Annotated in this window: 14 protein-coding genes; 11 read left to right on the top strand and 3 right to left on the bottom strand. The window is 59.9% G+C overall.

Features of this window, described 5'->3' with window-relative positions; translation table 11 throughout:
• Positions 1 to 123: 123 nt before the first annotated feature.
• Positions 124 to 729 carry a flavin reductase family protein gene (locus tag BLU89_RS00220; protein WP_074733497.1) on the bottom strand — a complete coding sequence of 202 codons (606 nt, stop codon included), beginning with the start codon at positions 727 to 729 and terminating at the stop codon, positions 124 to 126.
• Positions 730 to 801: 72 nt separating this feature from the next.
• Here BLU89_RS00220 and BLU89_RS00225 point away from each other — a divergent pair, with 72 nt between their 5' ends.
• The 5 genes from BLU89_RS00225 to BLU89_RS00245 all read left to right on the top strand — a co-directional run bounded on the left by BLU89_RS00225 (position 802) and on the right by BLU89_RS00245 (position 3,841).
• Positions 802 to 1,296 (top strand): GNAT family N-acetyltransferase, encoded by a 495-nt coding sequence (locus tag BLU89_RS00225; RefSeq protein WP_074733499.1) that lies wholly within the window; start codon positions 802 to 804, stop codon positions 1,294 to 1,296.
• A gap of 53 nt (positions 1,297 to 1,349) precedes the next feature.
• Complete coding sequence (locus BLU89_RS00230; RefSeq protein ID WP_074733501.1) at positions 1,350 to 2,105, top strand: EcsC family protein; 756 nt, start codon at positions 1,350 to 1,352, stop codon at positions 2,103 to 2,105.
• 132 nt (positions 2,106 to 2,237) lie between these two features.
• On the top strand, positions 2,238 to 2,672 hold the full coding sequence (locus BLU89_RS00235) for an NUDIX hydrolase (protein ID WP_074733503.1): 435 nt from the start codon (positions 2,238 to 2,240) through the stop codon (positions 2,670 to 2,672).
• Between the two features lie 71 nt (positions 2,673 to 2,743).
• Positions 2,744 to 3,199, top strand: coding sequence for a DUF1178 family protein (locus BLU89_RS00240; protein WP_074733505.1), 456 nt, complete (start codon positions 2,744 to 2,746; stop codon positions 3,197 to 3,199).
• A 3-nt stretch (positions 3,200 to 3,202) separates the two neighbouring features.
• Complete coding sequence (locus BLU89_RS00245; RefSeq protein WP_074733507.1) at positions 3,203 to 3,841, top strand: SDR family NAD(P)-dependent oxidoreductase; 639 nt, start codon at positions 3,203 to 3,205, stop codon at positions 3,839 to 3,841.
• On the opposite strand, the gene BLU89_RS00250 is transcribed toward BLU89_RS00245, so the two are convergent.
• Positions 3,835 to 4,191 (bottom strand): hypothetical protein, encoded by a 357-nt coding sequence (locus BLU89_RS00250; protein ID WP_074733509.1) that lies wholly within the window; start codon positions 4,189 to 4,191, stop codon positions 3,835 to 3,837. The genes BLU89_RS00245 and BLU89_RS00250 overlap by 7 nt on opposite strands.
• Positions 4,192 to 4,345: 154 nt before the next feature.
• On the opposite strand from BLU89_RS00250, the gene BLU89_RS00255 reads away from it, so the two are divergent.
• The 6 genes from BLU89_RS00255 (at position 4,346) to BLU89_RS00280 (ending at position 13,254) form a co-directional block, all read left to right on the top strand.
• On the top strand, positions 4,346 to 5,584 hold the full coding sequence (locus tag BLU89_RS00255; RefSeq protein WP_074733511.1) for an aspartate kinase: 1,239 nt from the start codon (positions 4,346 to 4,348) through the stop codon (positions 5,582 to 5,584).
• A gap of 45 nt (positions 5,585 to 5,629) precedes the next feature.
• Positions 5,630 to 7,873: a phosphoenolpyruvate--protein phosphotransferase gene (gene ptsP / locus BLU89_RS00260; RefSeq protein WP_074733513.1), complete on the top strand. Its 2,244-nt coding sequence runs from the start codon at positions 5,630 to 5,632 to the stop codon at positions 7,871 to 7,873.
• Between the two features lie 248 nt (positions 7,874 to 8,121).
• A complete protein-coding gene (zwf, locus tag BLU89_RS00265) occupies positions 8,122 to 9,567 on the top strand; it encodes a glucose-6-phosphate dehydrogenase (protein WP_074733515.1) in 1,446 nt (481 codons plus the stop codon).
• Between the two features lie 2 nt (positions 9,568 to 9,569).
• Positions 9,570 to 11,375, top strand: coding sequence for a phosphogluconate dehydratase (gene edd / locus BLU89_RS00270; RefSeq protein WP_176797640.1), 1,806 nt, complete (start codon positions 9,570 to 9,572; stop codon positions 11,373 to 11,375).
• Between the two features lie 4 nt (positions 11,376 to 11,379).
• Positions 11,380 to 12,012: a bifunctional 4-hydroxy-2-oxoglutarate aldolase/2-dehydro-3-deoxy-phosphogluconate aldolase gene (locus tag BLU89_RS00275; protein WP_074733517.1), complete on the top strand. Its 633-nt coding sequence runs from the start codon at positions 11,380 to 11,382 to the stop codon at positions 12,010 to 12,012.
• Positions 12,013 to 12,063: 51 nt separating this feature from the next.
• On the top strand, positions 12,064 to 13,254 hold the full coding sequence (locus tag BLU89_RS00280; RefSeq protein WP_074733519.1) for a pyridoxal-phosphate-dependent aminotransferase family protein: 1,191 nt from the start codon (positions 12,064 to 12,066) through the stop codon (positions 13,252 to 13,254).
• 79 nt (positions 13,255 to 13,333) lie between these two features.
• Here BLU89_RS00280 and BLU89_RS00285 read toward each other — a convergent pair whose 3' ends face one another.
• Positions 13,334 to 14,443 (bottom strand): pyridoxal phosphate-dependent aminotransferase, encoded by a 1,110-nt coding sequence (locus BLU89_RS00285; protein ID WP_074733521.1) that lies wholly within the window; start codon positions 14,441 to 14,443, stop codon positions 13,334 to 13,336.
• Positions 14,444 to 14,515: the final 72 nt, after the last annotated feature.

A 14,515-nucleotide genomic window follows, 5' to 3' on the forward strand; every position in this document is an offset into this window, starting at 1 on the left:
CTGCCGTGCGCTCCGTCGTGATCTCGACCAGAAATAGATCCGGGTCCACCGCTTCATCTGGCCAAAATACCTCGGGGGAGTCACCCGAAGGGCGGCGGGGGCAGAGCCCCCATTTCTAACCTATTAATCGTCAGGACGATTGAGTGAGAACAACTCGGTCACCACTGAGTAGTCCCGGTAACCCAGCCGCGCGAGAGGGTTGAACGAGGTCACGTCAAACTTGCCGTCGCGGATGTGATCGTCGTGCAAATGTACGCCGGTGACCTCTCCGAACACTACCCGATTGGCTTCACCTGGAAGTGTCACGATCTGGGTTAGCCGACATTCCAACGCTGCGGGCGCCCCTGAGACCCTTGCGCAATTTATTGTCTCGCATTCAATCGGATTCAGGCCAGCATGATCAAATTCGTCGATGTGCTTTCCCAGGCCTTCTGAACTGGCATTCATTGCGTCGCGGTGGGCATGGGCTACCACGTTGACGCAGAACACCCCGGTTGTTTCGATATTGGCGATGCTGTCCTTGCCGCCATCCTGATCGTGTTTCGTGCCGGTTGTGGCAAACATTACCTGAGGCGGTGTGTAGGCGACGCCGTTGAAAAAGGAATAGGGGGCCAGGTTGTTGACCCCCTCTGCATCTCGCGTTGAAATCCAGCCGATTGGTCGCGGCGTGATGATGGCATTGAACGGGTTGTGCGGCAGGCCATGGCCGTCTTCAGGGCGATAGAACATTTGGACTCCAAGCGTTTGCCCAAGGCGTACCGAAGTGCTAGGGCGATTTCCAGCAAGTAAAAGAGGACGTGCGTGCAGCAATTCGGGATCAGGCCGGAAGAGTCGGAGGACTGGTGGGAGGTCGAGGCGCTTTATGACCTTTGCTTTGCCCCTGGGCGCGAGGCGCTTTCTTCCTATCGCCTGCGCGATGACGTGCCACCCGTTGCCGGGTTGTCATTGGTCGCGCGCGATGGGCAGGGCATACTGGCCGGTGCTATTCGGTTCTGGCCGGTGCATGTGGGCGATCATGACGCGCTATTATTGGGCCCTGTCGCCGTGCATCCGACCCATCAGGGCGAAGGGCTGGGCCGTTATCTGATCCATCATGGGGTCGAGGCCGGGCGCACCAAAGGCTGGAAGCGCGTCATGCTTGTTGGCGACGCGCCCTATTACGCGCGGTTCGGTTTCGTTCCGCTGTCGGGGGTTGAAATGCCGCCCCCAACCAACCCTGACCGTATTCTGGGCTTGGAACTGACCCCTGGTGTTTGGACCGGAATTCAGGGGCTTGTCACGCGTTGGACGCGCTGACCCATTGAAAACCCGTCGCAAAGTGCCGATGTTTTAAAGACAGGAGGGCACAAATGCAGGACGTTGTTCTTGTCGAAAAACTCGATCCCGAGGCCGAACTTGATCGGCTGGCGCAGCTCTACAACTCGGCGGGCGGCGCGGGGGTGAATCTGCTGAACAAGCTGGGTGGCTCCGCGGAATCCTTGCTGGATCAACTGCCAAAACCGGTGCGAGAAGGCCTGACCGAAGCGACTGAACATGCGCTTTGGGTGGCCATGTATGCCGCCGAAAGTACGCGCCGCGCGGTGCCGGACCAAAAACCATGGGTCAATACGGCGTTGACCACCGCCATGGGGGCAGCCGGGGGCCTGGGCGGAGTGTCCACAGCGCTGGTAGAATTGCCCGCGACCACCGCCATGATGCTGCGCGCCATTCAAGGTGCCGCAGCGCGGGAGGGGTTTGATCCGACGGCTGAGAACGTGAAATTCGACTCGATCCGGGTGCTCTCTGCCGCCGGACCGCTGGCAGATGACGACGGGGCCGATCTGGGATTCTTCTCGATGCGCCTGACCCTGACGGGGCCAACCATGCAACGCCTGATCGCAGTGGTTGCACCGCGTCTGTCGGTTGTATTGGGCCAGAAGCTGGCGGCGCAATCTGTACCGCTGCTCGGCGCACTTGCCGGGGGTGGAACGAACTTTGTCTACATCCGCTACTATCAGCAAATTGCACAGGTGCATTTTGGGCTGCGTCGGCTGGCGATTGATGCCGATATTCCTCATGACGAACTGGTGCGGCGCCTGTCCGGGCGGATGGGGTCTTTGTCGTAGGGCTTGGAAAATTCCGCATGATGTGATAAATCTCGCTTTATAAACCGCAACATAAGCGGAGCGAGCAGTTAGGTATGAACCGTGTTTGACGGGCGCAGAAGCGTGGCAGAGGCCGGGCTTTCGGCACAGAGTATGTCCCTTTCCGGGGCGCTTCCAGTATACGCCCAATCCGCCGCTTTGTGCTATCGCACCAGCAAGGGCGGACCCGAGATTTTGTTGGTCACCACCCGCCGGGCGCGGCGCTGGATCATTCCCAAGGGTTGGTTGATCAACGGGCTGACTCCATCTGAATCAGCCGCTCGCGAAGCTTGGGAAGAAGCCGGTGTTCTGGGGCCGTGCGGTACCGATAGTCTCGGGCGGTTTGCCTATGTCAAAAACCGCCCCGGCAAGGCGTCGGCGTTATGTCTGGTCGATGTGTTTCCGCTGCATGTGCAGCGCATGGTCGCGCATTTTCCCGAAGCGGGTGAACGCAGGCGCAAATGGGTTTCGCCCCAAGTGGCGTCGTCGAAAGTGTCATCGCCAGATCTCGGTGCGTTATTGGCTGGATTCGGGCTTCAAAGGCAATAGTGGGCCAAGATCAAGACTTGATCTTGCCATCTTGCTCGGTATCTATTCGGCAACCAGATTCTGGACTTGATATGATTCAATACGCACTGAAATGCAGCAAAGGCCACAGCTTTGATAGTTGGTTTCAATCCGCAGCCGCGTTCGACAAACTGTCGACGGCCGGGATGGTAACCTGTGCGATCTGCGGTTGCGATCATGTGGAAAAGGCGGTCATGACACCTCGGGTCCGGCCTGCGCGCAAGGCGGTGGCCGAGGCCGTGCCAGCGCAGGCATCTGCGGATCAGATCAGCATGACTACGCAGTCGCCCGAGATCGAAGATGTCATTGGCGAACTGCGCCGCAAGGTCGAAGAGAACTCGGACTATGTTGGTAAGGATTTCGCCAGCGAGGCGCGTAAAATCCATCTGGGCGATGCGCCTGAGCGCGCGATTTACGGCGAAGCCAAGCCCGAAGAGGCGCGGTCGCTGGTCGAAGATGGTGTGCCGGTGGCACCACTGCCGTTTGTTCCCAGCCGCAAGACTAACTGACCGATGCATGTCGTAATCACCGGCGTCAACCGGGGGATCGGAAAAACGATTTCAGATCAGTACCGGGCCGCAGGTCATGAGGTAACGGGAACGGCGCGCGATGGCAGCGCGGAAATCATGCTGGATGTCACGGATCCGGCGCAACACGCAGCGATGGCCAGGAAATTGCAGGGCCGTCCGGTTGATCTGCTGATCTGCAATGCAGGCGTCTATCTCGACAAAGGTCATGACATCAGCGGCTATCCGACCGCGATGTGGGCGCAGAGCTTTGCCACCAACGTGACCGGTGTCTTTCTGACGGTTCAGTCTCTGCTACCGAACCTGCGTGCCGCGCGGGGCAGAGTTGCGATCGTCTCATCTCAGATGGCGTCGCATACCCGCGCACCCGGCGGCAGCTATATCTACCGGGCGTCGAAGGCGGCGGCGCTGAACCTGGGGCGCAATCTGGCAACGGATCTGCGGGCTGATGGTATCGCGGTTGGTATCTATCACCCGGGCTGGGTGCAGACCGATATGGGCGGAACAACGGCGGAGATCACCGTCGATCAGGCCGCGCAGGGCTTGATTGAACGATTTGAGGCTCTGTCATTGGACACGACCGGGTGTTTTGAAACCTGGGATGGTCGTGCGCACCCTTACTGAGTGTTCAGGGCCGCCTTGGGGATTTCGTAGACCTCGCCGGGTTCAATGAAGATCACCATGATATCGCCGCGCGTCTCATAAGTCAGTTTCGAGGTCGAGCTGCTGGAATCCGGCACGCCTTTGGTGAAATAGACGCGGCGCACTTCGCCCGTGTTCAGTTGCACGGCCAGCGTTGCCGTGCCGTCTTCGCGCTTGCGCAGTTCCGCGGGGCAACTGTCTAACGGTTCGCCCGCAAGTGCGGCACAGGGGACCGTACCCAAAGAGTTCTGGCCATCCGTTCCTGATAGCGTAGCGACCTGCGCATTGGCAGCGGTTGAAATCAGGGTAAGGGCAAGGGCAAAGCGAAACATGGAAATCCTCTTGGAATAAGATGTTGACCGCACGCTTACACCACGCGCGACCAAAGTAAAGCACCGCCGCGTCGTCTTTGCGCCCTTGCCCTTGCGCCCCCCCTCGCATAAGAGGCACGGGATCAGAAATTCAAGGCGCGGAGACTTTGGCCTCATGCCCGTACTCGTGATGAAATTCGGCGGCACGTCGGTCGCCAATCTGGACCGCATCCGCCGAGCTGCCAAGCGAGTCGGAGTCGAGGTCGCAAAGGGCTATGACGTCATCGTCATCGTCTCGGCCATGTCGGGTAAGACCAACGAGCTGGTCGGTTGGGTTGATGAAACCTCTCCGCTTTATGACGCCCGCGAATACGATGCGGTTGTCTCATCGGGTGAGAATGTCACTGCCGGTCTGATGGCGCTGACCTTGCAGGAAATGGACATCCCCGCACGCAGTTGGCAAGGCTGGCAAGTACCTTTGATCACCAATGGCGCGCATTCTGCTGCCCGGATTGAAGACATCCCGCCTGAGAATATCACTCAGAAATTTGGCGAAGGGATGCGCGTTGCGGTTGTCGCGGGTTTTCAGGGCATCAGCCCCGAAGGACGCATTACCACACTGGGTCGCGGTGGATCGGATACTACGGCGGTGGCTTTCGCCGCGGCGTTCGAGGCCGAGCGCTGCGACATTTATACGGATGTGGATGGCGTCTATACCACTGACCCGCGCATCTGTAAAAAGGCGCGCAAGCTGAACAGAATTTCGTTCGAGGAAATGCTCGAACTGGCATCTTTGGGGGCAAAGGTGCTGCAGACCCGCTCGGTCGAGCTGGCGATGCGCTACAAAGTGAAACTGCGCGTTCTCTCAAGCTTTGAGGAACAATCCGACGAGGCCGGTACTCTGGTCTGCCATGAGGAGGATATCATGGAATCCAATGTTGTGGCCGGTGTGGCCTATTCCCGCGACGAAGCCAAGATGACTGTTGTTTCGGTGGCGGACCGACCCGGCATCGCCTCGATCATCTTTACCGCGCTCAGCGATGAAGGCGTCAATGTCGACATGATCGTCCAGAACATCTCGGACGAAGGTCGCACGGATATGACCTTCTCGTGCCCTACCAATCAGGTCACCCGCGCAGAAAAGGCGCTGCTTGCGATCAAAGAGCAGGGTGAACTGAACTATGCCGAACTGGTTGCCGACGAAGACGTTTGCAAGGTTTCGGTTGTGGGCATCGGTATGCGTTCGCAATCCGGTGTTGCGGCCAAGATGTTCAAGATTCTCTCGGATGAGGGTATCAACATCAAGGTCATTACAACTTCCGAGATTAAAATTTCCGTCCTGATCGACAGGAAATACATGGAACTTGCGGTTCAGGCACTGCATGATGCGTTTGAGCTGGACAAGGCGGCCTGAGCATTCAGCCACGTGTCCCGTCTGAAACCGTAACGTGGGTGGGCCATGGCAGAAGGCACGGAAACAGAATCCCGTAAGCTGCTGGGGCGGCTGCGCGAGGAAATGGCAAGCGAAGCCGCCGGTCAGGAACGTCTTGACCGGATCACGCATCTGATTGCGGACAGTACAGGGCGCGAGGTGTGCTCGATCTATCTGTTTCGGGATGAAGAGACGCTTGAGCTTTGTGCCACCGAAGGTCTGTCACCCGAAGCCGTGCACCAAACCCGGATGCGTATGGGCGAGGGTCTTGTGGGCCGCGTCGCCAAATACGGTAAGGTGGTCAACACCGCTGATGCGCCTTCGGCCAAAGGCTTTCGCTATATGCCGGAAACCGGCGAGGAACGGTATTCGTCGTTCCTGGGTGTGCCGGTGCAGCGTCTGGGGGAAAAGCTGGGCGTTCTCGTGGTGCAATCCCGCGAGGCGCGCGAATTTTCTGCAGATGAGGTCTATGCGCTGGAAGTTGTCGCCATGGTGCTGGCCGAAATGGCCGAACTTGGGGCGTTCGTGGGCGAAGGGGCGGCCCTGTCGCCTTTGCACCAGCAATCTGTGCAGCTGACGGGTGGTCCGGCGCAGGAAGGATCTGCCGAAGGTCATGTCTGGTTGCACGAGCCCCGCGTCGTCGTCACCAATCCAATTGCCGAAGACCCGCATCGCGAGCGTGAGCGGCTGAATGAAGCGGTTGAAGAGCTGCGCGTCGGTGTCGACAAGATGCTCGAGATTTCACAAGGCGGTGACAAAGAGCAGCTTCAGGTTCTGGAAGCCTACCGGATGTTTGCCAACTCCAAGGGTTGGATGCGCCGGATGGAGGAAGACATCGCTCTGGGCCTCAGCGCCGAGGCGGCGGTCGAAAAAGAACAGTCTCAGGCGCGCGCGCGGATGGGGCAGGTCACCGATCCGTACTTACGCGAACGGCTGGCCGATCTGGATGACCTCAGCAATCGGCTGCTGCGAATTCTGACCGGTCAGGGGAATGGCAATGGGGCCGACCTGCCACCCGATCCGATTTTGGTTGCGCGCAATATTGGCCCCGGTGATCTGCTTGAATACGGTCGCTCGATCAAAGGTATCATACTGGAAGAGGGCTCGGTCGGTAGCCATGCCACCATCGTGGCGCGCGCATTGGCGATCCCGTTGGTGGTGCATGTGGGCCGGATCACCACCGAAGCGCTGAACGGCGACCACATTCTGGTCGATGGCGATAATGGGGTCGTGCATCTGCGCCCCGAAGACACCGTTGTCAGCGCATTTCGCGACAAGATAGCGATGGAGGCCAAGGCGCAGGAACGCTACGCCTCGATCCGTGAAACGCCCACAGTCACGCAAGATGGCGCGCGCATAAACATGGTCATGAACGCGGGTCTGATGGCCGATCTGCCATCGCTGCACAACTCGGGCGCTGAGGGTGTGGGGCTTTTCCGCACCGAACTGCAATTCCTGATCCGTAACAAGATGCCGAAACGATCCGAGCTTGTGACGCAATACAAGCGGGTACTGGACGCAGCGGGCGAAAAACGCGTGGTGTTCCGGACGCTGGACATCGGGTCAGACAAGGTTCTGCCCTACATGAAACACGTGGAAGAGCCGAACCCGGCGTTGGGTTGGCGGGCGATCCGCGTTGGTCTGGACAAACGCGGCGTTATGCGGATGCAGTTGCAGGCATTGATCCGCGCCGCTGAGGGTCGCCCGCTGACCGTCATGTTCCCCTTTGTCGCGCAGGCGGATGAATTCCGCGAAGCGCGCTGGGAAGTCAAGAAAACCATCGAACGTGAACGGCGGTTAGGCCATGTCCTGCCTGAAACGCTTGAAGTTGGCGCGATGCTGGAAACGCCCTCGCTGGGTTTTGCGCCGCAAAAATTCTTTGACGAGGTGGGCTTTATCTCGATCGGGGGCAATGACCTGAAACAGTTCTTCTTCGCTGCCGACCGCGAGAATGAACTGGTGCGCCGTCGATATGACACGCTGAATGTCAGCTTTCTGAGTTTCATCGAACGTATCGTGGAACGGTGCGCGATCTCGGACACACCGCTCAGCTTCTGTGGTGAAGATGCTGGTCGCCCGGTTGAGGCGCTGTGCCTTGCCGCCATGGGTATCCGCTCGCTTTCGATGCGTCCGGCCTCGATCGGACCAGTCAAAAGCCTATTGCTGAGGTCGAACCTTCAGGAGGTGCGCAAGATCATCGCTGATGCCCGTCATCGCGGCGAACAGTCCGTACGCCCGGCCGTGATGGATTGGCTGCGAACACAGACCTGAGCGCCGACCCCTGAAACTGTCAAAGAAACCGCTTGCGCCGCTCTCTTAAGGTCCGGCCCGGTTTGGGGGAATTGCTTGTCGTGATGGTCCGCGCGCATGATTGTTCTCGATTCCGGTCTTGATTTTTACATCCAACTTTCTTATCCACACGATGAATGTTAGCGATAACACTTATCGCGCAGCCTTTATATTACAAATCCGGGTTACACCCTGCTAAACCGGCGGGGACCCCGACAAGGAGCCTCGCCATGGTCTCACGCGTAATTCCGGTGGCCCCATTCGACCTCGTGCTGTTCGGTGCGACCGGTGATTTGGCGCAGCGCAAAATCCTGCCCGGGCTCTATCACCGTTTCGAAATGGGTCAGATGCCGGACGACGCTCGGATTATTGGCACGGCGCGCTCTGACATGGACAGCGACGGGTTTCGCGACCAACTGCGCGCCTCGATGCAGAAGTTCGCGCCGCAATTCAAGAAAGACACGCTGAATCGCTTTCTGTCCCGTATAGAATATGTGCCGGTTGATGCGCTGGGTGATGCGGGCTGGTCCGATTTGGCCAAAGCGCTGCGCCCTGACGTTGTGCGCGCCTTTTACCTGTCTGTCGGACCGAGCCTATTCTCGGGCATAGCGCAACGGCTGAACGATCATGGGCTCGCCACGCCGGACAGCCGTATCGTTGTCGAAAAACCATTCGGCCATGATCTGGCCTCGGCCAAGGCGCTGAACGAAGGTCTGCGCGCCTGTTTCGAAGAACATCAAATCTATCGGATCGATCACTATCTGGGCAAGGAAACCGTGCAGAACCTGATGGCGCTGCGCTTTGCCAATTCTCTGTTCGAGCCGCTGTGGAACGCCACCCATATCGATCATGTTCAGATCACCGTTGCCGAGACCGTGGGCGTCGAGGGGCGCGGCGCCTATTATGATCAGTCCGGTGCGATACGGGACATGATCCAAAACCATCTGGTGCAACTGCTCTGCCTGACCGCAATGGAACCGCCTTCCAAATTTGCCCCCAATGCAGTGCGCGATGAAAAGGTAAAAGTGATAGAAGCACTAGAACCCATTGCATCAACTGATATCGCCCGCGGCCAGTACCGCACCGACAAGGGTGGTGACGGGTATCTCGATCACGTTGGCAACCCCGCCAGCCGCACCGAAAGCTTCATTGCGCTAAAGGCCCATATTGGCAATTGGCGCTGGGCCGGGGTGCCGTTCTATCTGCGCACGGGTAAGCGCCTGCGCGCCCGCGAATCCGAAATCGCCGTGTTCTTCCGCGACCCGCCCCATACGATCTTTCCCAATGTCGGCCCGTTGCACGGCAACGTGCTGGTGATACGCCTGCAACCGGACGAAGGCATCACCCTGCGCACCACGATAAAAGAGCCCGGACAAGGTGGTTTCCGCCTTTCCGATGTTGCGCTGGATATGAGCTTTGCTGATGCGCTGGGTGACGATTCACAATCTCCGGATGCTTATGAACGCCTGATCATGGATGTGATCCGCGGCGACCAGACCCTGTTCATGCGCGGGGATGAGGCCGAGGCCGCCTGGGCCTGGGTCGATCCCATTATTCACGGTTGGGAAGAGCGCGGCGACCGGCCCGCGAAATACGATCAGGGCAGCTCAGGCCCCGAAGAAGCCCTGATGCTGATGCATCGCGATGGCCGCCGCTGGCGCCAGATCGGAGGTTAATCATGGTTCATTCAGAGATCACCAACGTAACCCAACGTATCATCGACCGCAGCGCCGATCTGCGCGGACCGCATCTGGAGCGGATGGAGCAGGCCCGCTCCAAAGGTCCCGCCCGCGCGCATTTGTCCTGCAGCGGTCAGGCCCATGCCTATGCGGGGGCGGGTGAAGATCAGCAATACATGGCAACCGGGACTGCCGGGAACCTCGGGATTGTTACCGCCTACAATGATATGCTGTCCGCCCACCAACCATTCGAACGCTATCCCGAACTGATCCGTCAGGCGATCCGTACTGCAGGCGGTACTGCTCAGGTTGCGGGCGGTGTTCCCGCCATGTGTGACGGGGTTACGCAAGGCGAGGCGGGGATGGAGCTTTCTTTGTTCTCGCGCGACGTGATCGCGCTGGCCACCGGCGTGGCGCTCAGCCACAACACCTATGATGCCGCCGTGTTCCTTGGCGTTTGTGACAAGATCGTGCCCGGTCTGATCATCGGCGCTCAGGCCTTTGGTCATTTGCCCGCTGTGTTCCTGCCCGCCGGTCCCATGACCAGCGGCCTGCCGAATGACGAGAAAGCCAAGATCCGCCAGAAATTCGTAGCAGGAGAAGTCGGTCGCGAAGAGCTGATGAAGGCGGAGATGGCCGCCTATCACGGCCCCGGTACCTGCACCTTCTACGGCACCGCCAACACCAACCAGATGCTGATGGAGTTCATGGGTCTGCACCTTCCGGGCTCAAGTTTTGTCAACCCCAACACGCCCCTGCGTGACGCGCTGACTGAAGAGGGCGCGCGCCGTGCTCTGTCGCTCAGCGCGTTGGGCAATCATTACACTCCGGTCTGTCAGGTGTTGGACGAACGCGCCTTCGTCAACGGTATCGTCGGCCTGATGGCCACGGGCGGCTCTACCAATCTGCTGATCCACCTCATCGCCATGGCACGCGCAGGTGGTATCGTGCTGGATTGGCAGGATTTTTCTGACATCTCCGCCGTGGTCCCGTTAGTCGCGCGGGTCTATCCCAACGGACTGGCCGATGTGAACCATTTCCACGCCGCAGGCGGCTTGGGCTTTGCTATTGGTACACTGCTGGACGAAGGTCTGCTGCACCCTGATACGCTGACCGTCGCGGGGCAGGGCCTGCACAACTATACTAAAGAACCCAAGCTGAAAAATGGTGAATTGGTCTGGGAAAAAGGCGCTGGCCGCAGCCTGAACGAAAAGATCGTGCGCCCCGCCAAAAACCCGTTCCAACCCACCGGTGGTCTGTCGCGTCTGTCCGGTAATCTGGGCACTGGCGTCATGAAGGTCTCAGCCGTCGCACCCGAGCATCAGGTGGTCGAAGCCCCAGTTCGTGTATTCCACGATCAGGGCGATGTGAAAGCGGCATTTAAGGCCGGAGAGTTCACGGATGACGTCATCGTTGTCGTCCGCTTCCAGGGCCCCAAGGCCAATGGTATGCCCGAACTGCATTCGCTGACGCCGATCCTCTCGATCCTGCAAGGCAGGGGTCAGAAGGTTGCACTGGTAACTGATGGCCGCATGTCCGGTGCGTCAGGTAAGGTTCCCGCTGCCATCCATATCTGCCCCGAGGCGCTTGACGGCGGCCCCATCGCATATCTTAAGGATGGAGACCTGCTGCGCGTCGATGCGGTCAAAGGCGAGCTCGAAATCCTCACATCCGGTGTTCTCGACCGCTCTCCGGTCACCACTGACCTGACGGCAAATCAACACGGCGTCGGCCGAGACCTCTTCGGTGCGTTCCGCCAGAATGTCGGTTCAGCGGACACCGGCGCCAGTATTTTCGGAGTGTAAGCCTATGTCTGAATCCCAACGCACCCGCGAGATTTGCGCGCTGGCCCCCATCGTTCCGGTTCTGGTTGTCGATGACGCCTCGCAGGCCCGCCCGCTGGCCGAAGCTCTGGTCGCCGGTGGTCTTCCGGCGCTGGAAGTCACCCTGCGCACACCCGCCGCGCTGGACGCTATCCGCGCTATGGCCGAGGTCCCCGGCGGTGTTGTCGGCGCTGGTACGCTGGTCACTCCCGAAGATGTCCGCGCAGCCAAAGCGGCGGGCGCACAGTTTGGCGTCTCTCCCGGCGCGACTGACGCGCTGATCGCCGCCTGCGAGGCTGAAAACCTGCCTCTGCTGCCCGGCGCTGCAACTGCCAGCGAAGCGATGGCCTTGCTTGAAAAGGGCTATGACATGCTGAAGTTCTTCCCTGCCGAGGCCTCGGGCGGCGCACCCGCCCTGAAAGCCATCGGCGCGCCCTTGCCTCAGATCACCTTCTGTCCCACGGGTGGTGTGTCGCCAACAAACGCGCGCGATTATCTGTCGCTCTCGAATGTGATCTGCGCCGGTGGCAGCTGGGTCGCGCCCAAGCAGATGGTGCAAAACGGCGATTGGTCCGGGATCGAAACACTCGCCCGTGAGGCCGCCAGCCTGATGGATTGACGCCGCAGGGCAAGACGCTAGGGTAGGCCTCAATTCAAACAGGTTGCCCTCATGACAAACCAACTATCACTTGCGCAGGGACGCGAGTATCTGGCCATTCCCGGCCCCTCGGTGATGCCGGATGCGGTGCTGCAGGCGATGCATCGCCCGTCGCCCAACATCTATGACGGTGAGTTGATCGAGATGATGCCTGCGCTGCTGCAGGACCTGCGTCGCGTGGCGCGCACCGACCACAGTGTCGCCATTTACATCGCCAACGGTCACGGCACATGGGAGGCCGCCCTGTCCAACGTTATCGCCCCCGGTGAAACGGTTCTGGCGCCAGCGTCGGGCCGCTTCACCCATGGCTGGGCGGAGATGGCCGAAGGGATCGGTGCAAAGGTCGAAGTGATCGACTTTGGCATGTCCTCACCTTGGGATATCGAGCGTATCGCAGACACTTTGCGCGCCGATACAAGCCACAGAATCAAGGCTATCCTCGCCGTTCATGTGGACACCTCCACTTCGATCAGAAACGATGTTCCGGCTCTGCGCGCGCTGCTCGATGATCTGGATCACCCCGCGCTTTTGATGGCTGATTGCATCGCCTCACTTGGCTGCGATCGGTTCGAGATGGATGCATGGGGCGTCGACGTTACGGTCACTGCCTGCCAGAAAGGGCTGATGACCCCGGCGGGGATGGGCTTTGTCTTCTTCAACGAAAAAGCGCAGGCCAAACGCGCAACGATGCCCCGGGGCTCGCAATACTGGGATTGGCAGCCGCGCGCCAACCCCGAACTGTTCTATCAGTATTTCAACGGCACTGCGCCGACCCACCACCTTTACGGCCTGCGCGCTGCGCTGGACCTGATCCACGCTGAAGGGATCGAGCATGTCTGGGCGCGCCATGAATGCCTTGCCAATGCCATCTGGGCTGCGTGCGAGGTCTGGTCAGAAGGTCAGGCGCTCCAATTCAACGTTGCCGATCGCGCCCACCGAAGCCATGCCGTCACAGCCTTGCGTCTGACCGAAGGCCGCGGCACTCCCCTGCGTCAATTCACCGAATCTCAGCTCGGCCTGACCCTTGGCATTGGTCTGGGGATGGAGGACTGGGACAGCTGTTTCCGCCTGGGCCACATGGGCCACGTCAATGCGCAGATGGTCATGGCCATGCTGGGCGGCGTCGAAACAGCCATGGCCGCTCTCGACATCCCCCGTGGCCGTGGTGCGCTGGAAGCCGCCGCCGCGACTCTGATCACCTGATCCAGATCCGCCGCTTCATCTGGCAAAAAATACCTTCGGGGGGAATCGCGCTTTGGCGCGATGGGGGGCAGACAGCCCCCTAAACGGCCCTCGCCTTTGCCAAAGCCTTGGGCAAAGCGGCCTCAAAGGCTGCCATCTCCACCTCTCCCCCACAACTTACCCGGACACACCGGTTTTGCGGGGTGGCAAACGGCATCCTCACAAACACGCCCTGTTCAACCAGCGAGCCCAGAACGGCCTTGGCGAACGCGCCGTCGCGTCCGCAATCAATGGTCACGAAATTACTGGCCGAGGGCAGGGGGATCAATCCATTCTCGCGTGCAGTCCTGTTGATCCGGGCGCGCGCCTCAATGATCCGCTGCTGCACCAGTGCCAGCCATTCCTGATCCTTCAATGCGGCCAGTGCACCGGCCTGTGCGACCCGGTTCATACCGAAATGGTTGCGCACCTTGTTGAAGGCCAGGATCAGGTCCGGGGCACCAATCGCATAGCCGACTCTGGCCCCGGCCATGCCATACCCCTTGGAAAATGTCCGCATCCGAACCAGTCGCGGATCATCCGCTGCTACGGGTGCCGCAGTCCCTTCCGGCGCGCATTCCACATAGGCCTCGTCCAGAACCAGCAGGCAACCCTCGGGCAGGGCATCCATCGCCGCAACGATGTCGTGCCCTGAATGCCAACTACCCATCGGGTTGTCGGGATTGGCCAGATATACCAGCTTGGCATTCACCTCTGCGGCTTTGGCAAACAAGGCTGCGGGGTCTTCGTGATCGTCGCGGTAGGGAACCGTGTGCAAAATGCCTCCAAACCCGGCCACGTGGTAGTTGAAGGTAGGATAGGCCCCATCCGATGTTACAACTGTATCCCCGGAACCGACCAGCAGCCGCACCAGATAGCCCAAGAGCCCGTCGATGCCTTCGCCCACTACGATATTTTCGGGTGCGACCGCGTGGTGCACGGCTAGCGCATGGCGCAAATCATGGCTTTCGGGGTCGCCGTACATCCAGACGTCACCCGCCGCCCGCTGCATCGCTTCGACTGCACGCGGAGAAGGCCCGAACACGCTCTCATTCGCCCCCAAACGCGCGGCAAAAGGCGCGCCGCGTTGGCGTTCCTGGGTTTCGGGGCCGACGAACGGCACGGTTGCAGGCAGGGATTGCGCAAGCGGAGTGTAACGAGGATCGGTCATGATGGCAGATAAGCGAAACCTCGGGCACACGGCAAGCCTTGCATACCATGGCGATCACGGCCAGTCTGCCGA

Source organism: Ruegeria halocynthiae (genome assembly GCF_900106805.1).
GTDB lineage: Bacteria > Pseudomonadota > Alphaproteobacteria > Rhodobacterales > Rhodobacteraceae > Ruegeria > Ruegeria halocynthiae.